The sequence below is a fragment of the Knoellia sp. 3-2P3 genome, assembly GCF_029223115.1.
Lineage (GTDB): Bacteria > Actinomycetota > Actinomycetes > Actinomycetales > Dermatophilaceae > Pedococcus_A.
Genome location: NZ_JARGZE010000005.1, coordinates 81,717 through 105,498, shown reverse-complemented (window position 1 = coordinate 105,498; position 23,782 = coordinate 81,717). Strand labels below are relative to the sequence as shown.

The 23,782-nt window shown below is 73.7% G+C and carries 24 protein-coding genes; 12 read left to right on the top strand and 12 right to left on the bottom strand.

What is annotated here, in order from left to right:
• Nucleotides 1–42: 42 nt before the first annotated feature.
• A complete protein-coding gene (locus P0Y31_RS14940; RefSeq protein WP_275870749.1) occupies nt 43–771 on the bottom strand; it encodes a zf-HC2 domain-containing protein in 729 nt (242 codons plus the stop codon).
• Nucleotides 768–1,280 carry a sigma-70 family RNA polymerase sigma factor gene (locus P0Y31_RS14935; RefSeq protein ID WP_275870747.1) on the bottom strand — a complete coding sequence of 171 codons (513 nt, stop codon included), beginning with the start codon at nt 1,278–1,280 and terminating at the stop codon, nt 768–770. The genes P0Y31_RS14940 and P0Y31_RS14935 overlap by 4 nt, the downstream gene beginning before the upstream one ends.
• A 156-nt stretch (nt 1,281–1,436) precedes the next feature.
• Here P0Y31_RS14935 and P0Y31_RS14930 point away from each other — a divergent pair, with 156 nt between their 5' ends.
• Both P0Y31_RS14930 and P0Y31_RS14925 read left to right on the top strand, forming a co-directional pair.
• Nucleotides 1,437–1,940: a hypothetical protein gene (locus P0Y31_RS14930; RefSeq protein WP_275870745.1), complete on the top strand. Its 504-nt coding sequence runs from the start codon at nt 1,437–1,439 to the stop codon at nt 1,938–1,940.
• Nucleotides 1,941–1,942: 2 nt separating this feature from the next.
• Nucleotides 1,943–2,383 (top strand): DUF2231 domain-containing protein, encoded by a 441-nt coding sequence (locus tag P0Y31_RS14925; protein WP_275870743.1) that lies wholly within the window; start codon nt 1,943–1,945, stop codon nt 2,381–2,383.
• Nucleotides 2,384–2,399: 16 nt separating this feature from the next.
• Here the strand turns inward: P0Y31_RS14925 and P0Y31_RS14920 are convergent, their stop codons facing one another.
• The 6 genes from P0Y31_RS14920 to galU are packed head-to-tail and all read right to left on the bottom strand — an operon-like array spanning nt 2,400 to nt 7,149.
• Nucleotides 2,400–3,392 carry a hypothetical protein gene (locus tag P0Y31_RS14920; RefSeq protein ID WP_275870741.1) on the bottom strand — a complete coding sequence of 331 codons (993 nt, stop codon included), beginning with the start codon at nt 3,390–3,392 and terminating at the stop codon, nt 2,400–2,402.
• Nucleotides 3,393–3,403: 11 nt separating this feature from the next.
• The gene (locus P0Y31_RS14915; RefSeq protein WP_275870739.1) at nt 3,404–4,066 is read right to left on the bottom strand and encodes a GNAT family protein; all 663 of its coding nucleotides are present in this window, start codon (nt 4,064–4,066) and stop codon (nt 3,404–3,406) included.
• Nucleotides 4,066–4,545, bottom strand: a complete 480-nt coding sequence (locus P0Y31_RS14910; RefSeq protein ID WP_275810881.1) for a MogA/MoaB family molybdenum cofactor biosynthesis protein — start codon at nt 4,543–4,545, stop codon at nt 4,066–4,068. Before P0Y31_RS14910 ends, P0Y31_RS14915 begins: the two co-directional genes overlap by 1 nt.
• On the bottom strand, nt 4,542–5,030 hold the full coding sequence (gene moaC, locus P0Y31_RS14905) for a cyclic pyranopterin monophosphate synthase MoaC (RefSeq protein WP_275870737.1): 489 nt from the start codon (nt 5,028–5,030) through the stop codon (nt 4,542–4,544). Before moaC ends, P0Y31_RS14910 begins: the two co-directional genes overlap by 4 nt.
• Nucleotides 5,027–6,247 (bottom strand): gephyrin-like molybdotransferase Glp, encoded by a 1,221-nt coding sequence (glp, locus tag P0Y31_RS14900; protein ID WP_275870735.1) that lies wholly within the window; start codon nt 6,245–6,247, stop codon nt 5,027–5,029. The genes moaC and glp overlap by 4 nt, the downstream gene beginning before the upstream one ends.
• Complete coding sequence (gene galU, locus P0Y31_RS14895; protein ID WP_275870733.1) at nt 6,244–7,149, bottom strand: UTP--glucose-1-phosphate uridylyltransferase GalU; 906 nt, start codon at nt 7,147–7,149, stop codon at nt 6,244–6,246. The genes glp and galU overlap by 4 nt, the downstream gene beginning before the upstream one ends.
• A gap of 64 nt (nt 7,150–7,213) precedes the next feature.
• Between galU and P0Y31_RS14890 the strand changes: the two genes are divergently transcribed.
• On the top strand, nt 7,214–7,780 hold the full coding sequence (locus P0Y31_RS14890; RefSeq protein WP_275870731.1) for a 5-formyltetrahydrofolate cyclo-ligase: 567 nt from the start codon (nt 7,214–7,216) through the stop codon (nt 7,778–7,780).
• Here the strand turns inward: P0Y31_RS14890 and P0Y31_RS14885 are convergent.
• Entirely contained in the window at nt 7,769–10,339 is a 2,571-nt protein-coding gene (locus P0Y31_RS14885; protein ID WP_275870729.1) for a penicillin acylase family protein, read from the bottom strand. The genes P0Y31_RS14890 and P0Y31_RS14885 overlap by 12 nt on opposite strands.
• Nucleotides 10,340–10,418: 79 nt before the next feature.
• On the opposite strand from P0Y31_RS14885, the gene P0Y31_RS14880 reads away from it, so the two are divergent.
• The 5 genes from P0Y31_RS14880 to mscL all read left to right on the top strand — a co-directional run bounded on the left by P0Y31_RS14880 (nt 10,419) and on the right by mscL (nt 14,520).
• Nucleotides 10,419–11,948 carry a potassium/proton antiporter gene (locus P0Y31_RS14880; RefSeq protein WP_275870727.1) on the top strand — a complete coding sequence of 510 codons (1,530 nt, stop codon included), beginning with the start codon at nt 10,419–10,421 and terminating at the stop codon, nt 11,946–11,948.
• Nucleotides 11,949–12,077: 129 nt separating this feature from the next.
• Nucleotides 12,078–12,356: an FmdB family zinc ribbon protein gene (locus P0Y31_RS14875; RefSeq protein WP_275870725.1), complete on the top strand. Its 279-nt coding sequence runs from the start codon at nt 12,078–12,080 to the stop codon at nt 12,354–12,356.
• A gap of 196 nt (nt 12,357–12,552) precedes the next feature.
• Complete coding sequence (locus P0Y31_RS14870) at nt 12,553–13,404, top strand: S-methyl-5'-thioadenosine phosphorylase (RefSeq protein WP_275870723.1); 852 nt, start codon at nt 12,553–12,555, stop codon at nt 13,402–13,404.
• A 7-nt stretch (nt 13,405–13,411) separates the two neighbouring features.
• On the top strand, nt 13,412–14,089 hold the full coding sequence (locus tag P0Y31_RS14865) for an SAF domain-containing protein (RefSeq protein WP_275870721.1): 678 nt from the start codon (nt 13,412–13,414) through the stop codon (nt 14,087–14,089).
• A gap of 59 nt (nt 14,090–14,148) precedes the next feature.
• A complete protein-coding gene (mscL, locus tag P0Y31_RS14860; RefSeq protein ID WP_275870719.1) occupies nt 14,149–14,520 on the top strand; it encodes a large conductance mechanosensitive channel protein MscL in 372 nt (123 codons plus the stop codon).
• Between the two features lie 82 nt (nt 14,521–14,602).
• Here mscL and P0Y31_RS14855 read toward each other — a convergent pair whose 3' ends face one another.
• The gene (locus tag P0Y31_RS14855) at nt 14,603–18,781 is read right to left on the bottom strand and encodes an AAA domain-containing protein (protein WP_275870717.1); all 4,179 of its coding nucleotides are present in this window, start codon (nt 18,779–18,781) and stop codon (nt 14,603–14,605) included.
• 142 nt (nt 18,782–18,923) lie between these two features.
• Complete coding sequence (locus P0Y31_RS14850; RefSeq protein ID WP_345803640.1) at nt 18,924–20,186, bottom strand: MFS transporter; 1,263 nt, start codon at nt 20,184–20,186, stop codon at nt 18,924–18,926.
• Nucleotides 20,187–20,366: 180 nt separating this feature from the next.
• On the opposite strand from P0Y31_RS14850, the gene P0Y31_RS14845 reads away from it, so the two are divergent.
• Nucleotides 20,367–20,987, top strand: coding sequence for a vitamin K epoxide reductase family protein (locus P0Y31_RS14845; RefSeq protein WP_275870715.1), 621 nt, complete (start codon nt 20,367–20,369; stop codon nt 20,985–20,987).
• 47 nt (nt 20,988–21,034) lie between these two features.
• Here the strand turns inward: P0Y31_RS14845 and P0Y31_RS14840 are convergent, their stop codons facing one another.
• Nucleotides 21,035–21,931, bottom strand: a complete 897-nt coding sequence (locus tag P0Y31_RS14840) for a universal stress protein (protein WP_275870713.1) — start codon at nt 21,929–21,931, stop codon at nt 21,035–21,037.
• Between the two features lie 175 nt (nt 21,932–22,106).
• Between P0Y31_RS14840 and P0Y31_RS14835 the strand changes: the two genes are divergently transcribed.
• The 3 genes from P0Y31_RS14835 (at nt 22,107) to P0Y31_RS14825 (ending at nt 23,766) form a co-directional block, all read left to right on the top strand.
• The gene (locus P0Y31_RS14835; RefSeq protein ID WP_275870711.1) at nt 22,107–22,736 is read left to right on the top strand and encodes a hypothetical protein; all 630 of its coding nucleotides are present in this window, start codon (nt 22,107–22,109) and stop codon (nt 22,734–22,736) included.
• Between the two features lie 231 nt (nt 22,737–22,967).
• Nucleotides 22,968–23,228: a hypothetical protein gene (locus tag P0Y31_RS14830; RefSeq protein WP_275870709.1), complete on the top strand. Its 261-nt coding sequence runs from the start codon at nt 22,968–22,970 to the stop codon at nt 23,226–23,228.
• Nucleotides 23,229–23,523: 295 nt separating this feature from the next.
• Nucleotides 23,524–23,766 (top strand): hypothetical protein, encoded by a 243-nt coding sequence (locus P0Y31_RS14825; RefSeq protein WP_275870707.1) that lies wholly within the window; start codon nt 23,524–23,526, stop codon nt 23,764–23,766.
• Nucleotides 23,767–23,782: the final 16 nt, after the last annotated feature.

The following is a 23,782-nucleotide window of genomic DNA, read 5'->3' as shown; positions in this document are numbered from 1 at the left end:
GACGAAACTGTAACACCCGGCGAGAGCGGACAACCAACCGGCTCACGCGCGCGCGGCGCGCATCACCGTCTGCCCGGTGTCGACCCGGCGGATCTCCACGGCCGCGATCTCCTCGGGCGCCAGCGGCGTCCGTGCCGTGGGGCGCATGACCCGGTTCGGCCCGGCCGTCCAGGTCTTCTCCAGCTCGGCGTTGCCCTCGCGGTCGACGACCCAGATGGCGTAGTCCGCCCAGGCCGCCTCGGGGTCGTACCCCGTGGGGCCGGTGGTCGCGTACTGGCACTCCACCCTCAGCTCGGTGCCGGTGCCCGACCGTGCGACGTCGAGGACCGCGGTCATGGTGGACGGCGCAACAGCGGTGAAGGCCAGCCGCACGGGCCCCTGCGTCACATTCGTCAGCGGTGGCCGGCCGGTGTCGGCCTCCATCGACGACAGCGCGTAGCCGCCGAGCCCCCCGACGACCAGAGCCGAGGCGGCCGCAACCGCCGGCACCAGCCAGGCCCTCCGCCGCGGCACCGGCTCCGGCGAGAGCTCGGGCATCAGCGAGGCCGGCGGCGGCACCGTCAGCGGGCCCTCGTCCGGGGCACCCACGGTGAGCGCCTCGTGGGCGGGCACCTGGGCGAGCAGCCCCGGCATACCGGCGAGCTCGGCGACCGCCCCCCGGCACGACGGGCACTGCGCGAGGTGCTCCTCGTACTCCTGCCGCTCGGCGGCGGACAGTGCCCCGAGCACGTAGGCGGCGTCCCACTCGGCGTAGCGGTCACCTGGTCTCATGGCCGCGTCACTCCCCTCTCCTGCAGGGCCAGGCGCAGGCTGCGCAGCCCGTAGTGCAGACGCGACTTCACGGTGCCCGCCGGGATCCGCAGCGCCTCCGCGATCTCGGCCACGCTCCTGCCCTCGTAGTAGGCGGCGGCGATCACCTCGCGGTGCTCGGACGACAGGGCCCCGAGCGCGTCGGCGATCAGCCACCGGTCGAGCACCTCGCTCGTCCGGTCCGCCACCGACTGCTCCGCGACCTCGGCGGCGTCGACCTCGTGACGCAGGGCCGCACTGCGCCACCGGTCGACCACGATGTGCCGGGTCACGGTGAACAGCCAGGCGCGCGCTGCGGCGTCGCTGCGCTCGGCCAGGCCGGGATCGCGCCAAGCCCGCAGCAGCGCCTCCTGCACGACGTCCTCGGCGACCTGGGGGTCATGCGTCAACCGCAGCGCGAAGCGCCAGAGCTCGGGCGCGTGCCGGTCGTGCAGGCCGCGCAGCGCTGCTTCCTTCCGGGTCGATCCCACGACCACCCTCTCCCGCACCGATCGTCTCGCCAGGGCACGACGCCGTAAAGGACGAGACAGCCCCCTCGCCGGTTCACCCTCCGCAGAGGTGAACCGCGCACGGGGGTGCCTCGTCTCCACCACCAGGTCACCAGACTCACGAAAGGAAGGTCCGAGATGGTCTCTCGAATCCTGGGCAGGGCGGCGCTGGCCGCGGTGGCGCTGGCCGCGTTGGCCGGGTGCGGCTCGTCCGACGGCGGCTCCTCCTCGACGGCCGGCGCCTCCGGCAACGCCGCCGCCGACCTGGCCGTCGCCGAGAGCGCCCTTGGGCGCATCGTCGTCGACGGGAAGAAGATGACGGCCTACTACTTCACCAAGGACACGCCGAACTCCGGCAAGAGCGCCTGCTCGGGACCCTGCCTGCAGGCGTGGCCGCCGATCACGACGACGTCGTCGAGCCCCGCCGTCAGCGGCGTGACCGGGCAGGTCGGCACGATCACCCTCGCCGACGGGTCGAGGCAGCTGACGGTGAACGGCCGGCCGCTCTACCTGTTCGCCAAGGACTCCAAGGCAGGCGACGTCCTCGGCCAGGGGGTCGGCGGTGTCTGGTACGTCGTGCGACCGGACGGAACCATGGTGACCGAGAAGCCCTCCAGCCGCCCGGCCACTCCCGCCTACTGACCATGGAGGTCAACGGCCTTCCCGCGCACGCACTCCTCGTGCACGTCGCGGTGGTGGTCCTGCCGCTCACGGCTGCGGCCGCCGTCGCCGTGAGCCTCTGGCCTGCGGCGCAGCGGAAGCTGACCTTCCTGGTCCCACTCGCCGCCGTCGCAGGGCTGCTCGTGGTGCCGCTGACCACGGCGGCAGGCGCGGCCCTGGCCGAGGACCTCGGCAACCCGCCCTTCATCGCGCGTCACCGTGACCTCGGCCTGCAGGTGCTGCCGTGGGCCGCGGCGCTGGCGGTGACCACGATCGCCCAGTGGCTCTACCTGCGCCGGCCACGCCGCCGCGGCGCCACCGGGCGCTGGGTGCTCGCCGCAGCCGTCGTCATCTCCTCCGCAGGGACTGCGGTGGTGGTCGCCCTGACGGGCGAGGCCGGCGCGCGAGCGGTGTGGGGCCGGTGAGGCGTGGGGGTGGCCGTCAGGCGCCGGCGACGCGGCGCACAGGCTCGTCGTATGCCGGTTCGGCCAGCTCCGGGGGCACGCCCGGGGCCACCGGCGGAGCCGGCGTGCGCGATGCGACCGCCTTCATGGTGTAGGTCGGGCGCGGGACGGGCACCGGGTCCCAGGTGAGGGGGATGTCGTCCTCGTCGACCAGCGGCATCGCCGGGGCAGCGTGAACGGCCGGCGCCTCGTCGGCCGCCTCGGCGGGGTCGACCGCGACGCTCGGGCGCTCAGCCGCCTCGATGTCGTAGAAGGACTCGCGCACCGGCGCGCCCGGCTCGTCGTCGGCGGACGACGGGGCCTGGCGCTCGGCCGCGGGGGCCGGGGCGGGTGCGCTCTCGCGCACGGAACTGCGCGCTGCGGAAGACGACGCGGAGGACGAGTCGGTGCGGCGCGCGTCCTGACCGGGACGCGCAGCGTGGGCGGCCCGGGCCTGGGGTCGACCGGTCGCCATCGGCCCCACGGCTGCGCGGCGGGCGGCCTGCTCGGCTCGCAGCCCCTGACGCACCCACACGAGGGCACCGGCGAAGGCCCCCACCGGCACGAGGACCGCGACCCACGGCACGACACCGAAGGCGGCGAATCCGACCGCGACGAGGATGGCGGCCAGGGAGCCGAGCAGGGTCAGGCCGCGGGTCCTGCGAGTGAGCCGGGAGGCCGGGCGGGCGGTGGCCACGGGCGCCGCTTCCGGAGCAGCGGCCGGGTCGACGGCCGGCGCCTGGCCGGCGCGCTTGACCAGGATCTCCGGACGGGCCGTGCGAGCCGGGCTCACGGCATACGAACGCGGTTGCGGCGCAGAGAGGTCGGCGACGGGCAGTGCCGAGCGGTGCTCGAGGACGCGCATCGACTCCGAGAACCGGTCGACGGAGCGGGCGGTGGCGAGGTGCTCGCGGCGGCGGACCCAGTGCTGGATGAAGTAGGCAGCCCAGATCGCAATGATGACAAGGAAGATCAGACTGCTCGGCTGCACGGGCACAAACGTTAGGTGCCCTCCGCGCCGCCACCGGGGACGTGCGGCGGTGTGTCGCCAATGTGACTGTTGTGGTTTGTGTGAAAACGCTCGAGGAGGGTAGTCCCACCGAGGTCCTCACGGGTCAGGGCGAAGGTCCGGTGGTCGCGCCAGGCGCCGTTGATGTGCAGGTAGCGCTCGCGCAGCCCCTCGTCGCGGAAGCCCAGCTTGCGCACCACGGCCAGGCTGGCCGCGTTGTCAGGACGGATGTTGACCTCCACCCGGTGCAGGCCGAGGTCGTCGAGGGCGAAGTCGACCGACGCCGCGAGCGCGGTCGGCGCGATGCCGCGACCGGCCACGGACTGCGACACCCAGTAGCCGGCCGCGCACGACAGCAGCGACCCCCACGAGAGGCCGAACAGGTGCATCTGGCCGATGATCCGCTCCTCCGACCGGATCACGAACGGCACCATCCGCCCCGCCCGCGCCTCCCGGTTGTAGTGCCGCACCAGCGCCGGGAAGCCCAGGCCCGGGGCGCGACCGTCCGGGGAGGTGGCCTCCCACTCCTCCAGCCACGGCCGGTTCTGCTGGCGCACCGCCTGCCACTCCCGGCGGTCGCGCCGGTGCAGGGGCCCGAGCTCGATGACCTGCCCGGCGGGCGTCGACGCCCGCAGCACCACCGGCCAGCGGGCCATCAGTGGTCGCCGCCGCCGATCTGGGAGACGATGTGCGGCATCACCGGCCCGAGCACGGCCAGCCCGTCGCGGACCGCGCCCGCGGAGCCGGGCAGGTTCACCACGAGGGTCGACCCGGCGAGGCCGGCGATCCCGCGCGAGAGCATCGCGGCCGGCACGCCGCCTGCGATCCCCGCCGCCCGCAGCGCCTCGGCGATGCCGGGTACCTCCTGGGTGATGAAGGGGGCGGTCGCCTCCGGTGTGCGGTCCGTGGGGGTCAACCCCGTGCCGCCTGTGGTGATGAGCACCGCGGGGCGCCGTTCCAGGGCCGCCGCGATCGCCTCGGAGACGGCTTCGCCGTCGGCGACGACCACGGGGTCGGCCGCGTCGAAGCCCCAGTCACGCAGGGCCGCGGTGATCTGCGGGCCGCCCCTGTCCTCGTAGACACCGGTGGCCGCGCGCGTCGAGCACGTGATCACCGCGGCTCGCAGGGCACTCACTGCCCCTCCTCCCAGTCACCGGAGCGCCCACCCGACTTCGCGGTGACGCGCACGTCGGTGATGCGGGCGTGCCGGTCGACCGCCTTGACCATGTCGATGACCGTGAGCGCCGCGACGCCCACCGCGGTCAGGGCCTCCATCTCGATGCCGGTGCGGTCCGCCGTGCGGACCGTTGCCGCGATCTCCACGCCCTCGTCGACCACCTCGAGGTCGACCGCCACGGCGTGCACGGCAATGGGGTGCGCGAGCGGGATGAGGTCCGGGGTGCGCTTCACCGCCTGTATGCCGGCAATGCGTGCCACCGCGAGCGCGTCACCCTTGGGCACGTTCCCGGCGCGCAGCGCCGCCACCGCGGCTGCGGACAGCAGCACCCGGCCCCTCGCGCTCGCCTGCCGCGCGGTCACCTGCTTGCCGGAGACGTCGACCATGTGCGCCGAGCCGTCGTCGCGGACGTGGGTGAGGCGCTCGCCCGAGCCCTCGCTCACGGCGCGTCCGTCCCGAGCAGCGGCAGGCAGAGCAGCTCGTCGCCCTCGTGCACCTCGGTGACCTCCGGGGGGACGACGGCCAGCGCCTCGGCCGCAGCGAGCGCGCCGAGCATGTGCGAGCCCTGCCCTCCGGCGAGGCGCACCCGGTCGTCGTCGAACACCACCCGGGTGAACTCCATCTTCCCCTCCACCGAGCGCCACGACTCGGCTGCGGTCGCCGGCACGAACCCCGGGGGCCACGCCTTCTCCGGCCGGCCGGCCATCGCGCGCAGCGCGGGAGCGACGAACACGTGGAACGAGACCAGCGCGCTGACGGGGTTGCCCGGCAGCGTGAAGACCGGCACCCGCTCCACCCCGAGCACGCCGAAGCCCTGCGGCATGCCCGGGCGCATGGCGACCTTGTCGAACTGCACGGTGCCCACGCGCGAGAGCACCTCCTTGACGGTGTCGAAGGCGCCCATGCTCACTCCGCCCGTGGTGATGATCGCGTCGGCGCGCACGAGCTGGCCCTCGAGGGCCTCCATCAGCTGGCGGGCGTCGTCGGGCACTCCCCCGACCCGGTAGGGCGTGGCGCCGACGGCCCGCACGGCCGCCGTGAGCATGAGCGAGTTGGAGTCGACGACCTGGCCGAACCCCGGCTCCCTCCCCGGCTCGACGAGCTCGTCGCCGGTGGAGAGCACGACCACGCGCGGCTTGGGCACGACTCGCACCCGGGCGGTGCCCGCCGCCGCGAGCAGGGCGATCTGCCCCGGACCGAGCAGCGCGCCCGCGCGCAGGATGACCTCGCCCGCCTGCACGTCCTCACCGGCGTGCCGGACGTGCTGTCCCGGTGCCGGCGCGGACCGCAGCGAGACGTGCACCACGCCACCGTCGGTCGCCTCGACGGGCACGACGGCGTCGGCGCCACGCGGCATCGGGGCGCCGGTCATGATGCGCATGGTCTGGCCCTGCGCCAGCGAGAGGGCGTTGGTGTTGCCGGCCGCGATGTCGTTGACCACCGGCAGCACGACGGGGCTCTCCGGGGTGGCCCCCTCGAGGTCCGCCGCGTGCACGGCATACCCGTCCATCGCCGAGTTGGTGAAGCCGGGCAGCTGCCCCTGCGCCACGACGTCGTCGGCGAGCACGCAGCCCTGCGCCTCCGGCACCCCGAGCTCTAAGGGGGGCAGGGGCTGGACCGTGCCCAGGATCCGCCCGAGGTGCTCCTCGACCGAGATCATGACTCCTCGGCGGCCCGCTTAGCCCGCTCCTCGGCGAACTCGTCCAGCCAGGCGCCGAAGTCCTTGCCCAGCTCGGGGTGCACCAGGCCCAGCTTCACGACGGCCTTCAGGTAGTCGAGGCGGTCGCCGGTGTCGTAGCGCCGGCCGCGGAAGACGACGCCGTGGACGCCACCCCCCGGCTGGCCGGAGACCGCGAGCTCCTGGAGGGCGTCGGTCAGCTGGATCTCGTTGCCCCGGCCCGGCTTGGTGTGCTCGAGCACCTCGAACACCGACGGGTCGAGCACGTAGCGGCCGATGATCGCGAGGTTGCTCGGGGCCTCGTCGGGCGACGGCTTCTCGACCAGCCCGGTCACCTTGACGACGTCGCCCTCGACGGGCTCGACGGCGGCGCAGCCGTAGAGGTTGACCGACTCCCGCGGCACCTCCATGAGGGCGATGACGCTGCCGCCCCGCTCCTCGCGCACGCGGACCATCTCCTCGAGGAGGTGGTCGCGGCCGTCGATGAGGTCGTCACCCAGCAGGACGGCGAACGGGTGGTCGCCCACGTGCTCCTTGGCGACCAGCACGGCGTGGCCGAGGCCGAGCGGCTGGCCCTGGCGCACGAAGTGCACCTTACCGAGGTCGGCCGACTCGCGGACCCTCCTCAGCCGGTGCTCGTCGCCCTTGGCCTCGAGGGCGGTCTCGAGCTCCCAGTTGCGGTCGAAGTGGTCCTCGAGGGCTCCCTTGTTGCGCCCGGTGATGACGAGGATGTCGTCGAGCCCGGCCCGGACCGACTCCTCCACGACGTACTGGATGGCCGGCTTGTCGACGACCGGCAGCATCTCCTTCGGCGTGGCCTTGGTCGCAGGCAGGAAGCGGGTGCCCAGTCCAGCGGCGGGGATGACGGCCTTCGTGACACTCATGGGGGTCACCCTACTTGCCGGTCACGGCGCCGCACGGCGGGTCGGGACAGGTCACACTGTGCGTGTGACGGGGTATGCCGGCGGGCCGGCCGAGGATTCCAAACGGGCCCTGCGCGCGCGCTTCCGCGCCGAGCGCCGCGAGCGTGCCGCGCTGCGTGAGCGCGAGGCGGACGCCGCCGCCCTCGCCGAGGCCGGCATGGCCGTGGTCGCCGAGACGGGGGTCGCCCCCGGCGAGTGGGTGGGCATCTACGAGTCGACGCCCGTCGAGCCGCCCACCCACGCCCTGGTCGACGCGCTGCGGGCGCGCGGCATACGGGTCATGGTGCCCATCACCCTCCCGGACCTCGACCTCGACTGGGCCGAGGCGGGGGCCGGCGCGCCCCTGGGCCGGGACGCCGTCGGGTGGGCCAAGGTGGTCTTCGTGCCGGCCCTGTCACTTGACCGGAGCGGCACCCGGATGGGCCAGGGCGGCGGGTGCTACGACCGGGTGCTCCCGCGCGCCCCGGGCGCCCGCGTCGTGGCCCTCGTGCACCCTTGGGAGGTCAGGGACGAGCAGCTGCCCCGAGAGGCGCACGACCTGCCGGTGACCGAGGTCATCACCGCCGACGGGCTGGTGCGCTCACTCGGCTGAGCCCGGGACGAGCTGCAGCGTGTCGCCGCTCTCCTCCCGCACCGCCTTCTCCGAGAAGGGCCACGGGAAGGTCTCGTTCTTGGTCCAGGCGTCGACCTGGTCGTCGTAGTTGTCGTGGAAGGCGTGGCCGCTGTTGCCAGTGGCGTTGACCCACCGCGAGCGGTCGAGGTTGCCGAGGTCGACGACCATGCGCATCGACGGCCCGAAGCGCGCCTCGAAGCCCTGGCTGGCGTCCCAGCTGGTGGCGTTGACGACCGCCGGGCCGCCGGGCACCGCGATGGGCCCGCGGTTGAACAGCATGCGGACCGGGCCGGGCACGGTGTCGGAGCCGAGCACGCGGTGCTCCAGGGTCAGGTCGTGCAGCTTGCCCCACTCCCACGCCCCGGGGTCCTTGCCCAGCTCCTTGGTCAGGTCGAGGCGGGCCTCGACGAGGGCCTGGCGCAGGATCTCGGCCTCCCCCTCGGTGACACCCGGGGTGAGCTTGTTGTCCCACCAGGCGCTGCGCGGCTTGTCGAGCAGGGTGGTGACGGCCTGCATCCACTGGTCGCTGCCGTTGGCCCGCAGGTCGTCCGGCAGCTCGTCGTTGAAGGTGAGCTCGACGAGGTTGGACCAGACCGCGTTGAAGTAGGCGGCCGACGCGCTGGCGTCGGAGCGGCCGACGGGGTTGGTGAAGTCCCACCCGCGCAGCAGGTCCTGGCCCTCCTTGGTGAACTCGTCGCTGCCGAGGTCGACCTCGAGCAGGCGCTTGACGAGGGTCGGCGCGAACTCGCTGCGGGTGTCGCCCTGGATCTGGGACATCCGCTCGGGGGTGACCTTCTTCTCCTTCTCCAGCAGCGCGCGGATCCGGTGGGCCCGGTAGCCGTAGTCCCACTCGGTGGTGAGGAACGGCGTGGGGCTGGCCGTGACGGCCTGGTTCGCCGTGACGATCAGGCCCTCCGGCGGGTCGTAGACCCAGGGCATGTCCTCGAAGGGGACGTAGCCCTTCCAGTCCCAGGCCGAGCGCCAGCCCGCGGTGGGCCAGAAGCCGGGCACGGCGCCGGGGGTGTCCGAGCGACGGATGGGGATCATGCCGGGCGCCTGGTAGCCGATGTGGCCCTCGCGGTCGGCGTAGACGAGGTTCTGGCTGGGCACCGCGAACCACTTCGCCGCCTGCCGGAACTCCTCGAAGTTGGTCGCCGTGTTGAGGCCGAAGATCGCGTCGGCGGTCCGGTTCGGGGTCAGCGCGGTCCACGCGAGCGCCACCTCGTACCTGCCGGCGCTGGGGCGGCCCGAGACCGGGGCCCGGTCCCCGGTCTCGTCGAGCTCCTTGACCGCCTCCGAGACCAGGGGGCCGTGGACCGTGCTGCGGACCGTCATGGTGTGGTCGCCGCCGCCGGCGACCTTGATGGTCTCGGTGCGCTCCTCGAGGGCGACGTACTTCCCGTCGCGCTGGTAGGTGCCGCCGCGGACCTGCTCGAGGAAGAAGTCGGTGACGTCGGGGTCGAGGTTGGTGAAGCCCCACGCGATCTGCTGGTTGTGCCCGATGACCACGCCGGGCAGCCCGGCGAACGAGAACCCGCTGACGTCGAAGGGGCACTCACTGCTCACCGACCGGCAGTGAAGCCCGACCTGGGCCCAGATGCCCGGGATGCTGACGCCGAGGTGCGGGTCGTTGGCGAGCAGCGGCTTGCCCGTGCTCGACCGCTCGGGTCCCACCACCCACGAGTTGGAACCGACACCCGGGCCCCGGCCCACCGACTGGGGCACGGCGACCAGCGCGCGCTGCACCGCGGCATACGCCTCTTTGGCCCCACCGGTGGTGCGCTCCTCGAGCGGCACCGCCTCGGGCACGGCGGCCCCGGGCACGGCGGAGGCTGCGCCCTGCCCGCCGGCCCCGGGGCTCCAGTTCTGGGCCGACAGGATCGGCTTGTTCTGGCGGTAGGGGTAGGGCGGGTAGAGCTCGTTGATCTGCGCGACGGGGACCCGGCCGAACAGCCGCGCCCGCATGAGCTCACCCTCGTAGTCGCCTCGCAGGTCCCACGCCATCGCCTTCAGCCAGGCCAGTGAGTCGGCGGGGGTCCACGGCTCGACGCGGTAGTCGTTCACCTGCTGGCCGAGCACGACGTACTCCAAAGACATCCGCGAGGGGCTGCCCTGCCGGTCGATGTAGGCGTTGACCCCGTCGGCGTAGGCCTGGAGGTAGCGGCGGGTCTCCGGGGCGAGCATCGGCAGCTCGGCCTCGGCCACGCGGCGCCAACCCATGGTGCGGATGACCTTGTCGGTCTCGAGGCCGCTGGATCCCACCAGCTCCGAGAGTCGGCCGGCGGTGATGTGCCGGCGCAGGTCCATCTCGAAGAACCGGTCCTGGGCGTGCACGAAGCCCTGCGCCCGGAAGAGGTCCTGGGCGTTGTCGGCGTAGATCTGCGGGACGCCCCGGTCGTTGCGGAGCACGGTCACACTGCCGCTCAGCCCCGGGACCGAGATCTCACCGTCGGCCGTCGGGAAGGGCCGGCGCACCCACGTGACGCCGAGGATGGCGGCGACCACGAGGAGGACCACGACGAGGGCGGCGACCGACACGGCAATACGACGAACAAGAATGGCGCGCGACACCCTGCGAGACTAGGACACACCGCGAGCGAGAGGACATGACGGGGCCGTGGACGCGACTTTCCTCGCGGAGCAGGGTGACTTCACGCTCGAACACCTCACCCCAGTGCTCCTCATCGGCTCCGTCGTGCTGCTCGTGTCCGTCGCGGCCGTGCGCCTGTCGGTGAAGTCGGGGCTGCCGTCGCTGCTGCTCTACCTCGCCATCGGCCTGGCCATCGGCGAGGCGGGCTTCGGCATCAACTTCGACGACAACGCGCTCGCCCAGGTGCTCGGGTACGCCGCGCTCGTCCTGATCCTCGCCGAGGGCGGCCTGAGCACGAAGTGGGACGGCATCAAGGACTCCGTGGCGCCGGCCGCCGCCCTCTCCACCGTGGGTGTCGTCGTGTCGGTGGCCGTGGTCGGGGTGGCCTGCCGCTACCTCCTGGACCTGCCCTGGATCACCGCCCTCATGGTCGGCGCCATCCTCAGCTCCACCGACGCCGCCGCCGTCTTCTCGGTGCTGCGGAGGGTGCCGCTGCCACGGCGGATCACCGGGCTGCTCGAGGCCGAGTCGGGGTTCAACGACGCCCCGGTCGTGATCGCGGTGACGGCCCTGGCGGCCGCGAGCGCCGACCCCGCGCACGCCGCTCCGTGGTGGGTGCTGGGCTGGCACGCGGCCGTCGAGCTGGCCGGCGGGGCCGTGGTCGGGCTGGCGATCGGCTGGCTGGGCGGCCAGTTCATGCGCCGGGCCGCCTCGGGGTCCTCAGGCCTGTTCTCCATCGGGATCATGTCGCTCACCGTGCTGGCGTATGCCGCTGCCGCCGCCGTGCACACCAGCGGGTTCCTCGCCTGCTACCTCGCCGCGCTCGTGCTCGGCAACATGGCCCTGCCCCACCGGCAGGCCGTCTCGGCCTTCGCCACCTCGCTGGGCTGGTTCGCCCAGATCGGGCTGTTCGTGATGCTCGGGCTCCTGGCGTCGCCGCTGGGGATGGGCAGCCAGGTGCTCCCCGCCATCGTCATCGGCCTGGTCCTGCTGCTGGTGGCCCGGCCGCTGTCGGTGCTGGTGTCGATGACGCCGTTCCGCGTGCCGTGGCACGACCAGGCGTTCCTGTCCTGGGCCGGCCTGCGCGGCGCGGTGCCCGTCGTGCTGGCCACGGTGCCGCTGACCGCGGGCGCGCCGGACGTGGACTGGATCTTCGACCTCGTCTTCGTGCTGGTCGTCGTATTCACCCTCGTGCAGGGCCCGACGCTGCCCTGGGTGGCCCGCCGGCTCGGCGTCGCCGACACCTACCAGGCGCTCAACCTGGCGGTGGAGTCCACACCGCTCGAGGAGCTGGGCGCCGAGCTGTTCCAGGTGACGGTCGGCCCAACCTCGAAGCTGCACGGCGTGGAGGTGTTCGAGCTGCGCCTCCCGCAGGGCGCGAACGTCACACTCGTGGTGCGGGGCGGCTCGGGGTTCGTGCCCACGCCCAACACGACCATCCGGCGCGGCGACCAGCTGCTCATCGTCGCCACCGCCGAGACCCGGCAGAAGGTCGAGCAGCGGGTGCGCTCGGTCAGCCAGTCGGGCCGGCTGGCGGGCTGGCGCCGGCGACGCTGACACCCCGGTTTCCGGTCGAGCCGGCGCTGGTGGTGCCCTGGTTGTGCTCTGGGTGCGCTGGCGTCGCGACCTCGCCGGACGGCGTATACTTGGCACTCGAAGACCGACAGTGCTAATCGGGGAGGAACCGTGCCGACGTACGCCTACGCGTGCACCGCGTGCGATCACCGCTTTGAGATCTTCCAGTCCTTCAGCGAGGACTCCCTGTCGCAGTGCCCGCAGTGCGACGGCCGGCTGCGCAAGCTGTTCAACGCCGTGGGCGTGGTGTTCAAGGGCGGCGGGTTCTACCGCACGGACTCGCGCAGCGGCTCCTCCTCGTCGGTGCCCGCCTCGGCGGACTCGAAGAAGTCCTCCTCGGCCCCGTCGGCCTCCTCGTCGGCCTCCTCGGCCGACGGCTCCGCCGCCTGAGGCTCGGCTTTTGAGCCAGGGCCATCACGCGAGATCCCAGATCTCGCCCGATGGCGGCGCGGATGGCGCGACGTCCCAGCTCTCACCTGACGGTGCGCCCCCGGCGCTGTCCACAGCCGGTATGCCGGGTGGCCGGCTTCCACAGCCACGCTCCTGATCGCGAGCGGGCCGGGCCGCGCCTCGTAGGCTCGGGCCCATGACTCACGCACCCACCCACACCGACGGGCCGAGGGCCGACCTGGGCGTCATCGGGGGCTCCGGCTTCTACGAGTTCCTCACCCATGCCGAGCGCGTGCCGGTGTCGACCCCGTTCGGCGACCCGAGCGACGACCTGGTCATCGGTGACCTCGACGGCCGCCGCGTGGCGTTCCTCGCCCGGCACGGCCGCGACCACCGCTTCCAGCCGCACAAGGTGAACTACCGCGCCAACCTCTGGGCGCTGCGCTCCGTCGGCGTCCGCCAGGTGCTGTCGCCGTGTGCCGTGGGGTCGCTGCGCGAAGAGCTCGGCCCCGGCACGATCGTCGTGCCCGACCAGGTCGTCGACCGCACGTGGGGCCGGGAGCACACGCTCTACGACGCCGAGGGGCCGGTGGTGCACGTCGGGTTCGCCGACCCCTACTGCCCGCACGGGCGTCAGGTCGTCATCGACTCCGCCCGGGCTGCGGGCAAGCAGGTCGAGGACGGCGGCACCCTCGTGGTCATCAACGGCCCACGGTTCTCCTCCAAGGCCGAGTCGCGGTGGCACCAGCAGGCGGGGTGGACCGTGGTCGGCATGACCGCCATGCCCGAGGCGGCGCTGGCCCGCGAGCTGGCCATGTGCTTCACCACCATCGCCCTCGTCACCGACCACGACGCCGGGGTGCACGGCGTCGAGGCCGTCACCCACGAGGAGGTGCTGCGGGTCTTCGCCGAGAACGTCGAGGACCTCAAGCGGGTGCTCCGCTCCACCCTCGTCGCGATGCCCGAGACCGAGCCGGACGATGCGGCCTCGTGCCCGTGCCGTCGCGCGCTCGACGGCATCACCATGCCCGCCCCGCTCCCGGGCTGACCCGGTCGTGCGGGGCCTGGGGGGAGGCGCCCGGCTGCTGGGTGAGGGACGCCGGGGCGCCTGGCGCCGCCGGGTGCTGCGGCGCGGGCTCTCGGCCGGGCTGGCAGGGGCCGCCGTCCTGGGGAGCGTGGCCTTGGCCCGCACACCGGAGGGCGGACCACGGGTCACCGTGCTGGTGGCGGCCCGCGACCTGCGGGCCGGTCACGAGGTCGGACCGGCCGATGTGGTGGCGCAGAGCCGGCCGGCCGGCTTCGCGCCGAGCACCCCGCTGCAGGAGGTGGGTGCGGTCTCCGGCCGCCGGCTGGCCGGGCCGGTCGGCGCCGGCGAGGTGCTCACATCCGGTCGGCTGGTGGGGCCCGGTCTGCTCGACGGCCAGTCCCCCGGGACTCGGGCCGTGCACGTCCCCGTTGCCGACCCGGGCGCGCTCGCCCTGGTGCAACCGGGTGACACCGTCGACCTGTTGGCCCCGACCGGCGAGACGGTGGCCGCAGCGGTCACCGTCCTGGCGGTCGTCAGCGGGTCCGAGGCCGGCGCCGGTGGCTTCACCGCCCTGCCCGTCGGAGGGGGCGGCGTGGTCGCGGCGGTCACCGCCGAGCAGGCCCGACGTCTGGCGAGCGCTCCGCCGGATGAACTGGGAGGCTCGGCGGTGACCGTGGTCCTGCGCAGCGGCTCGTCGCTACGGTGAGGGTCACCGGTACCTCCGTGCACCACGGGTACGTCCGAAACTGAAAGGCGGGGCAGTTCATGAAGGGCTTCAGGGACTTCGTCATGCGGGGCAATCTCGTCGAGCTGGCCGTCGCGTTCGTCATGGGCGCAGCGTTCGCCACGGTCGTGACCGCGTTCACGGCCATGCTCATGAGTTTGCTGGGCAAAGTCGGCGGCCAACCGAACTTCGACACGTATCGGCCGGGCGGCGTCCCCGTCGGCGTCTTCCTGACCGCACTCGTGTCGTTCATCATCATTGCCGCGGTCGTGTACTTCTTCGTGGTCAAGCCCTACGAGGCGGCGCGAGAGCGCTTCGTGAAGCAGGAGGAGGACGCCGCTCCCCCGGAGGACGTCCAGCTGCTCAAGGAGATCCGCGACCTGCTGGCCGGCCGCCCCACCGGCACCATGTAGTCCGACCACCACGCGCAGAAGGCGCCGACCCCCGCGGGGTCGGCGCCTTCTGCGTGTGGTGCCCGGGGAGTTCAGTCGTTCCTCAGTCCCTGCCCCAGTGCGGCGGGCGCTGCTCCTGCAGCCACCGGTCGTGGGCGCCCTCGTCGAAGAGCTCGCCCCAGCCGGCGTCGGTGTCGTCCTTGGTCTGCTCCGGGGCCCGCTTCGGCTTTCGCCGCAGCACGCGGCGCTTCCGCCCGTCCTCCTCGGCCGACGCAGGCGCCTGCTCGGGAGCCGGGAACAGGGTCTCGGCTGCGGTGTCGGCAGCGATCTCGTCCGGCCCGGGGGCGTCGGCAGCACCGGCCGGCTCGACGGCGTCGGGTGCCTGTTCGTCGGCCTGTGCAGGCACCGGCTGCTCCTGCTTCTCGTTCTCTGCCACGACCCCAGTCTCCCGCTCGTCACGCCTTCCGGAGCGCGCCTTCTCCGAGGCCCGCTGGGTCAGCGCCACCACCCGGGCGACATCACGCGCAGGGTCGCGGAACAGGTCGGTGCTCCAGACCCGCACGTGCTCCCAGCCGAGCCGGCCGAGCTGCTCGACCCGCAGGCGGTCACGGTCACGCGTGCTGCGCATCGCGGCATACGCGGGTCCGTCGGACTCCACCGCGACGAGCACGTGGCCCGGCCGGCGGGGGTCTTCTACGGCGAGGTCGATCGGCTGCGCCGAGCCGCCGTAGGCCTCGTGCACCACGAGGCCGGCCTCGCGCAGGCGCCGCGCGAACTCGGCCCGCACCGGCTCCGTCGTGGTCGGGACAGGCGCCGCCGGTGCGGCACTCCTTGCGACCTCGCCCGCCCCCTCGGACGGCGCGGGCAGCACGGCGCCCTGCGACTCGGCATAGGCGAGGAAGTCGCGGAGCATGGTGGCCCCGCGCGCCTTCAGGCGGGTGGGGTCGAGGTCACTCGCCAGCAGCGACGACACCACGGTCATCCGGCGGCGGGCCCGGGTGATGGCGACGTTGAGACGGCGCTCGCCGCCCTCGAGGTTGAGCGGCCCGAACCGGTGGAGCACCCGTCCGTGCGGGGTCTTGCCGTAGCCGATGGAGAGGATGACGGCGTCGCGCTCGTCGCCCTGCACCCGCTCGAGGTTCTTGACGAAGAAGCGCTCGGGGCGGTCCTCGTCGAAGAATTCGCCGACCCCGTCGGCGTCGACGAGCGCCCGGCGCAGCGCCTCGTCGATTCGGCCGGCGTGCTTGATGCCGAGCGCGATGACGCCGAGCGACTCGTGCGGCCGGGTGCGGGCGTGCTCGAGCACCAGGTCGACGACCCGGGCGACCTCGGCCTCGGTGGACTCGATGGCCTCCTCGCCGGGCTGCACCACGCCAGCCCCCTCGACGGCCTCGAGTCGCACGACCGGGTCGCTGCCCGTGCCCGGGAAGGTGACCAGGCCGCCGTCGTACACGTGGCGGTTGGCGAAGGCGATGAGGCGCTCGTCGAGGGAGCGGTAGTGCCAGGAGAGCCGCCGGGTCGGCAGCGCGGCGGCGAGCACGTCGAGCACCGACTCGAAGCCCTCGGTGAGCGCCTCGGTCTCGGCCGCGCCCTCGTCGTCGACCGCGGCGGTGAAGAACGAGGTGGGCGGCAGCTGGCGCTCGTCGCCCGCCACGACCACCTGGTGGGCGCGCGAGATCGCCGAGATCGCCTGGGCCGGCGGCACCTGCGAGGCCTCGTCGAAGATGACGACGTCGAACCAGCGCCCGGGCGGCAGGACGGAGGCCACCACGAGGGGGCTCATCGCCCAGGCCGGCTTGATCGCCGTGAGGGTGTGCCCGGCGCGCGGCAGCAGCTCGCGCAGCGGCCGGTGGCGCCGCGCCTTGCCCGCCTCCGCGCGCACCAGCGCCTCCTGCTCGGGGTGGTCGGCCAGCACCTCGCGCAGCCGTCGCCCGGCCGCGGCACGCACCCGCTCGGCGCTGCCCTTGAGGTGGGCGTGGTCGGCGGCGACGTACTCACGGGCGACGCGGCGCAGGTGGTCGCCGTCGTGGGCGCCGTAGGCGGGGTCCTGCACGGTGAGGTGCTCGGCGAGCGAGGTCCACCAGACGAACTCGAGCTCGGAGGCCACGTCGTCGACGTCGACCTTGCGGCGGGCGAGGTCGTCGACGAGGGCCCCCATGCCCGCCGCGCGCAGCGCATCGACCGTGCCGAGCACGCGTGGGAGCACGGCGAGGCGCTCGGGCCGGGCCGCGAGCGCCGCCATCCGCTGCTGCAGCGCGTCCATGTCGGCGCCGAGCAGGTCGCCGCCCTCGGCCGTGGGTGCGAGCCGCTCCCCCAGCCAGCGCAGGTCGCCGGCCAGGGCGTCGTATGCCGTGCGGGCCCGGTCGAGGTCGACCGGGATCTCGGGGCGCCCGCCGGCGCCGGCCATCTGGTGCCAGGCCTGGCGCTGGTGCTGCGCGTCGACGAGGGCGGCGTGCAGGTCGGCGGGCGGCGTGCCGGGCCGCAGCAGGCCGCGGGCCTGCCGGCGCAGCCGCCACCGGGCGTACCAGCCCAGGGCCACGCCGTTCTGCTCGCGGTACTCCGAGGTGCCGGTTGCCGCGACCAGGTCGCCGAGCGGGAGGTCGAAGACCTCGGGGCGGAAGACCTCGAGGGTGTCGCGCACCCGGCCCACCGTGTCGAGCACGTCGCCCCAGTCGGCGACCCGGCGGGCGGCCGGCAGCGTCACCTCGGCGAAGACCTCGTCGATGGTCTTCTGCACGTCCTGCAGGCCGCTCTGGCTGAGCCGGCCGGTGATGTCCTGCGCGCGCACCGCGTCCTCGGCCGTGGTGATGCGGGCGGCGTACCAGGGGTCGGTGCCGTCGTCGGTCGACCAGGCGCCGAGCGAGGCCGCCTCGGTGAGCTCGCGGGCCAGCTCGTCCACCCGCTCGCGGCTGAGGCCGGTGAGCTGCTCGCCGCGGATGCGGACGCGCGAGGTCGGCGAGTGGCGGCGCGCCGAGAGGGTCGCGATGGCGTCCTGCACCTGGTGGGCGCTGACGCCCCAGGGCTGGCGCACCTCGTGCAGGGCCTTGGCGTGCTCCACGAGCCGCGCCCGACGCTCGACCAGGGCCTTCTCGACCGCGGAGGTGTCGGGCTCGGCAGCGGCCGTGCCGCGCTCGAGGGCGGCCCCGAACTCCTGGGCCAGCCGGCGCTTGGTGCTCGCCCCGTCGTAGGCGTCGAGCACGAGGTCGGCCAGCCCGACCCGCTCGAGGCGCGAGAGCACGGCGTCGATGGCGGCCCGCTTCTCGGCGACGAAGAGCACCCGCTTGCCCTCACCGGCCAGGGAGGCGATGAGGTTGGCGATGGTCTGCGACTTGCCGGTGCCGGGCGGGCCCTTGATGACGAGGTGGGCGCCGCTGCGCACGGCGTCGACGGCGGCCTGCTGGGTGGAGTCGGCGTCGAGGATGAGGTGTTCGCGCGAGGGGTCGGCGTCGGCGGCCGTCTCGGGCACGGTCGAGCGCACCGCCTTCAGCGCGCCGGGGTCACCGGCCAGCGCCGCCACCACGTCGTGGTTGGCGAGCTCGGTCCCCTGCGCCGCGAGGTCGGCCACCATCGGCAGCTTCGCGTAGGAGAAGGTGCCGAGCACGAGCCGCGGCGCCACGGAGAAGTCGGGCACCTGCCCGCACAGGCTCGTGAGCGCGGCATACACGGGGTAGGGGTCGAAGCCGTTGCCCGCGCTGGCCATCTCCTCCAGCGCGGCGGTGTCGATGTCGAGGCCCTGCTCGGAGCGCAGGTAGTGCTCGAGCACGGGGTTGAACTCCACCTCGTTGCCGAGGTCGATGCTGAAGTCCTCCTGGGCCGCACCGGTCGGCTTGAGCACGCACGAGCGCAGCAGCACCGGCGCCGCCGGCGGCCGGGAGGCGCCGCGCACCGTCCACGTGGCCATGCCGATGGCGATGAACCCGGCGGCGATGCCCCGCTCCTCGGCGAGCTCGAGGGTCTTGGCCCGGATCGTGCGGGCGCGGCGGCGGGCCTCGTCGAGGGCGGCGGGCTCACGCACGAGGTCGGACAGGCGGGTCGGGCGGCCCGCGAGCAGCATCGCGACCCCACCGGGGTGGGCGGTCGTCAGGTCGAGGGTCCCGCTGGGCAGGTCGCGGTACCACAGCAGCGTGTTGCGGCCGCCGAGGTCGACGAGGTGCCGCTGCCAGACCTGCACCGCGGCGGCGACGCGCTCGGCCCGGGGGTCGGCCGGGGCGGGGTCGACGGCCTCCGGTGAGGGCGAGGGCGACGCGGGGGGCGCCGCCGCAGCGAACGCCTCAGCCCCCACGCCTGCCGGCTCGCGGTCCTCCCGGCGCGGCTGCGGGGCTGCGACGTCGGGGGGCGGGACTGCAGGTCTGGGGCGTCGCCGAATCACCCGAGCAGGCTAACGAACGGCACCGCCGGCGACCGCGGTGACAGACCGGCGCGGCTCAGGCGGTTGTGGTCGCGCGGCGCACCACGAGGGCCGCGACGGCGATCACGGCAGCCAGCACCGCCGCTCCCATGCCGAGCACGTCGTAGCCGAGCCGACCGACGACCAGCCCGGCCAGCGCGCCGCCACCGCCGGCCGCCAGGCCCATGGCCAGGTCGGAGGCGCCCTGCACCCCGGCGCGCTCGGCGACCGGCACCGAGCCGGCGATGAGCGTCGAGCCGCTGACCAGCGTGAACGACCAGCCGAGCCCCAGCAGGAAGAGGGCCACGGTGAGGCCGACCGACCAGCCGGTCGGGGCCTGGGCGGCCAGCAGGGCCGAGGCGACAAGCACCGCCGAACCGGCCAGCACCATGGGCCGGGCGCCGAAGCGGTCGACGGCGAAGCCGACCAGGGGCGAGAAGGCGAACATGCCCAGCACGTGGATGCTGATCACGAAGCCAATGACCCGCAGCTCGGCCCCGCCGTGGTGCATGTGCAGGGGCGTCATCACCATGACGCTGACCATGACGGCGTGCCCGAGCCCGACCGTGAGCATGCCGAGCAGGGCGGCGGGGATGCCGGCCGCGACGCGGAAGCCCCGGAGCACGGAGCCGTGGTGCTCCAGCGGCTCGACGGCGGCCGCCTCGGCACGGGCGCGGGCGTGGAGCAGGGGGTCGGGGCGCAGGCGCAGGGTGAGGAGCAGGGCCGCGAGCGCGAACCCGGCCAGCGAGAAGAGGAACGGGCCGGTGAGGGACGGGAGGCCGAGGCCCCGCGCCACGCGACCGGCGATGCCGACGAGGTTGGGGCCGAGCACGGCGCCGATGGTGGTCGCCCACACGACGATCGAGAGGTCGCGCCCACGGTGGCGCTCCTCGGCGAGGTCGGCCGCGGCATACCGGGCCTGGTTGTTGGCGGCGGTCGCACCCCCGAAGAGCACGCTGCCCGCGAGCAGCAGCGGGAAGGACCCGATGAGTCCGGCGGCGACGAGAGCCACGGCGCCGGCGATGCCGAGCAGGTAGCCGAAGTCCAGGCCCGGACGGCGGCCGCGGCGGGCCATGATCCGGGCCATCGGCACCGCGATCAGGGCACTGCCCAGCACCTGGAAGGTGCCGCCGAGCCCGGCCAGGTCGGGCGAGCCGAGGATCTCCTCGGCGAGGAGGGAGCCGACCGCGATGCCGCTCGACACACCGACGCCGCCGAGCATCTGCGAGCCGACGAGGGTGCTGACGGTGCGGCGCTGGAGCGCGTGGTCGGCGGGCGTGGCTACGCCGGAGATGGGCACCACGACAGTATGCCGTCGGGCCCGGGTCCGCCCCGCGCCGCCCGCCCGCGCCGGGCGCCGTCCCCGGCCCGGCGAGGGAGCCCCCACAACGGACGAATCGGGGCTTTCGGCCCTGCTGGCCAGGAGGTCCGGCTGGCTAGCGTCGGGCTGCCGAAGCCGACCTGTGCCCGGAGGCCACCGATGACCACGACCCTTGCGCGCCCCGCAGCCACCGGGGCAGCTCCCACCCCCACGAGCCTGCGGCCGTGGTACGCGCTGATGCTGGTCGGGGGTGCGCTCGGGCTCTTCACCGCGGGGTGGCAGACGGTGGAGCGCATCGCGTGGGCGGCCGACCCGTCGGCGTCGTCGGTGTGCGAGATCAACGCGGTGCTGTCGTGCAGCAGCGTGTTCTCGCACTGGCAGTCCTCGGCGCTGGGCGTGCCCAACTCGCTCATCGCCCTGGCGGTGTTCGGGGTCGTCGCGACGACCGGCCTGGCGGGGGTGCTCGGCAGCCGGCTCTCGCGCAGCCACCTCGCGACCGTCTTCGGCGTGACCCTCTTCATGACGGCGTTCGTCGTCTGGTACCTCGAGCAGTCCGCCCTCTCGATCGGGGTGCTCTGCCTGTTCTGCGTCGGCTGCGCCGTCAACATCATCGTGGCCGGAGTCGGGATCACGCGGGTGGCAGCGGGCGAGGGAGCCCTGGGTCGTGGCCGCCTCGGTCGGGGGGTCGCCACCATGGTGGAGGCGAACGCCGACGTGGTCGCGTGGGTGGGCCTGGCGGCGCTGCTCACCCTGATGATGGTGCTCGGCCTGACGCTGTAGGCCCGGGCTCACGGGCCGAGGACGTCAGCTCTCGTCGCGGTGTCGGCTCACTGCTCGGCGCGCACCACCATCACGGGGCACTCCGCCTCGTGGATGACCTTGTGGCTCACCGAGCCCAGCAGCAGCCCGGCGAACCCGCCCCGCCCCCGGCTGCCCACGACGATCAGGCCTGCCGTGGCCCCGAGGCCGCTCATCACCTCGCCGGGGTCGCCGTAGAGCACCTCGGTCTCGACGGGCAGGTCGGGGTGGGCCGCGGTGACCCGCGCGCGGGCGTTGTCCAGCGTCTGCTGTGCCTCGTCGGTGACGGAGCGGGAGTGACTGGTGCCACCCTTCTCCGACTCGGCGTAGGCCCAGCCCTCGGGCGAGAGGAGGTGGCCCACCCGCACGACGTGGAGCCGGGCACCCGCCCGCGACGCGATGTCGGCCGCCGCGTCCAGCGCCCGCTGGGAGGGCAGGGAGTCGTCGACGCCGACGAGCACCTTGTGCTCGGCGTCGGGGTGGGCGGGCGCCTCGCCGCGCACGACGACCGCCGGGCAGCGGGAGTGGGCGGTCACGGCATACGACACCGAACCGAGCAGGCCCGCCGCGAGCCGGCCCCTCCCCCGGCACCCGGTGACGACGAAGTCGGCCTTCTCGGAGGCCTCCACCAGGGCGGCCGCCGGGCTCTGCTGGGCGGAGACGGCGCTCACCTCGGAGGGGTCGAGGACCGTGGTGACCCGCTCGACGCCGGCCCTGAGGATGCCCTGGGACTCGTCGGCGAGCTCCTCGGCGAGGCGCTCCGCGCTGTATGCCGGCTCGACCGGGAACGCGGCCGGCTCACCGGAGTGGAGCACGGTGAGCGGGCGTCCCTGCCGCTTCGCCGAGGCGGCCGCCCACATGAGGGCGACCTCCGCGCCGGGCGACCCGTCGTACCCGACGACGATGCCACGAACGTTGCCTTCCATCGCTGACCTCCCTGTCGTCCGAGCCGGGGCCCACCCGGAACGGCTCCTTCATCGTGACGCCCCGCGGCGACGGCGTCGAGGGCCCTAGGTCCCCGGCGCGGGCCGTTGGCCTCTGGGGGTTGGCACCGCCGCGGCGTCGACTGGGCGGTGAGGTCGGGACGACGAGGTGGTGCAGATGACGGGCGGGGCGAGCAGGCCGAGTCGAGCGGACCGGCGCGCGGGCGTGCTGCTCTACTGGCTGCCGCTCGGCGCGGGAGGCCATGTGGTGCGGTGGAACGGCCGGGTCTACGAGGTCATCGCCGCACGCTACGGCCACCGGACGGTCACCGACCTCTACCACTCGGCGCTGGAGGTGCTCCTCCGCGGCGAGCGCTACGTGGTCGAGATGGCCCCGGTGTGGAGCGGTGATGCTCCGGAGCGCGGCGTCGTAAGGATCGGTCCGGTCGGACTGCCGCTGCTGGGGAGGTCGGCGCTGTTCCGCTACGAGGTGCGGCGCTGGCGCGGCGGGGTGATCCCCGATGCCGACGAGGCGGTGGCCAGCCCGGTGCTGCTCAGCCGCGACACCTCGCGCGCCACGCGGGTGCTCGACCTCGTGCCCGAGGTGCCGGCGCTCACCTGGGGGCGGGACGAGCTCGGGGCCGGGGACATGTGGAACTCGAACTCGCTCATCTCGTGGCTGCTGGCCCGCAGCGACCACGACGTGGCAGGCATCGCGCCGCCGCCGAACGGGAGGGCGCCGGGGTGGCTGGCGGGGCTTGCGCTGGCCGCCCAGCAGAGCGGGAGCCGACCGGCCCTGGCCGAGTAGACCGTGCTGTCACGGGCCGTGGTCCGCCCGGGGTCGTGGCGTGAAGGCCCTTGTGTGACAGGTGTGTCAGATGTCCGTCCACTTTTTGAAATGACTACCCGCGGCATGGCCCGAAATGACTAGTCATCAGGCACCATAGGTCAGGTGATCCCCCGCAACACCCCCCTGTCGAGTCTGAGTGGCACGCCCCGCAAGACGCGCGCCCCCCGCGGCTTTCGCCGCCCACTGACGGTGGACCAGCGCCAGAGCCTGGCACGGTACCTCGTCTACTTCACCCTTCCCGTCCTCAGCATGGCCGCCATGGGTTTTGCCCTCGACGGCAGCAGACGCGCCGTCACGTTCCTGGCGTTGCTCGCGCTCATGCCGACCCTGCTCTTCCTCTCCCGGTCTCGTATCGAGCCGGTCGGCCCATGGGTGGCGCGGCGCATCCGTCGTCGCGAGATCGCCCTGCTCGAGCGGCTCTGGGCCTCGTCGCCCACGTCCCAGTCGTAGCCAGCCCTTTCGGGCTGCACACACGCGTCTGGGCGCGGTGGCGGCACCACCTCGGGTGGAGGTACGTCGTTAGGACTCCTCCATTCGCCGGGCTTGACGGGCCCGGTTACCCGATGCCGCTGAGACGTGCACCAGGCGTTCCATGAGCAGTGGGGGCGCGCGGCGTGTCGAAGGCACGCGGCTCGCGTTACCGCTGCTGTACTCGCACGAGAGACGGCACGTTCGTCAGCACGGAGGGTGGGCCATGCAGGACCAACCACATGAACACCAGACACTTGAACATTGCGTAGACATGGTGGCGGCCAGCACCGTGGCCGCCGCGCACCGCCGGGACCACCGGCACGACAGGACAGCCGAGGAGTGCCACCCGCACTGCGTCGAGGTCGTCCACCTCGGTCACCGCGCCGTGGCCGTCTGCCACTGCTGCCAGGCCGACTCGGGCTTCCTGCCCGCGCGGGAGGCGGAGGGCTTGGCACGACGTCACTCGGAGCAGACGAGCGGCCTCGAGAGCGTGCCGCTCGTGGCAGCAGTCGCCTGAGCTCGAACCTCTGCCA

What these genes read in the sequence shown, in the direction of transcription:
- P0Y31_RS14845 (WP_275870715.1), top strand. Translation starts at nt 20,367, where the DNA reads ATGACCACGACCCTTGCGCGCCCCGCAGCCACCGGGGCAGCTCCCACC.
- P0Y31_RS14940 (WP_275870749.1), bottom strand. Translation starts at nt 771, where the DNA reads ATGAGACCAGGTGACCGCTACGCCGAGTGGGACGCCGCCTACGTGCTC.
- P0Y31_RS14915 (WP_275870739.1), bottom strand. Translation starts at nt 4,066, where the DNA reads ATGGCCCGCTGGCCGGTGGTGCTGCGGGCGTCGACGCCCGCCGGGCAG.
- P0Y31_RS14870 (WP_275870723.1), top strand. Translation starts at nt 12,553, where the DNA reads ATGACTCACGCACCCACCCACACCGACGGGCCGAGGGCCGACCTGGGC.
- P0Y31_RS14840 (WP_275870713.1), bottom strand. Translation starts at nt 21,931, where the DNA reads ATGGAAGGCAACGTTCGTGGCATCGTCGTCGGGTACGACGGGTCGCCC.
- P0Y31_RS14835 (WP_275870711.1), top strand. Translation starts at nt 22,107, where the DNA reads ATGACGGGCGGGGCGAGCAGGCCGAGTCGAGCGGACCGGCGCGCGGGC.
- P0Y31_RS14925 (WP_275870743.1), top strand. Translation starts at nt 1,943, where the DNA reads ATGGAGGTCAACGGCCTTCCCGCGCACGCACTCCTCGTGCACGTCGCG.
- mscL (WP_275870719.1), top strand. Translation starts at nt 14,149, where the DNA reads ATGAAGGGCTTCAGGGACTTCGTCATGCGGGGCAATCTCGTCGAGCTG.
- P0Y31_RS14930 (WP_275870745.1), top strand. Translation starts at nt 1,437, where the DNA reads ATGGTCTCTCGAATCCTGGGCAGGGCGGCGCTGGCCGCGGTGGCGCTG.
- glp (WP_275870735.1), bottom strand. Translation starts at nt 6,247, where the DNA reads ATGATCTCGGTCGAGGAGCACCTCGGGCGGATCCTGGGCACGGTCCAG.
- galU (WP_275870733.1), bottom strand. Translation starts at nt 7,149, where the DNA reads ATGAGTGTCACGAAGGCCGTCATCCCCGCCGCTGGACTGGGCACCCGC.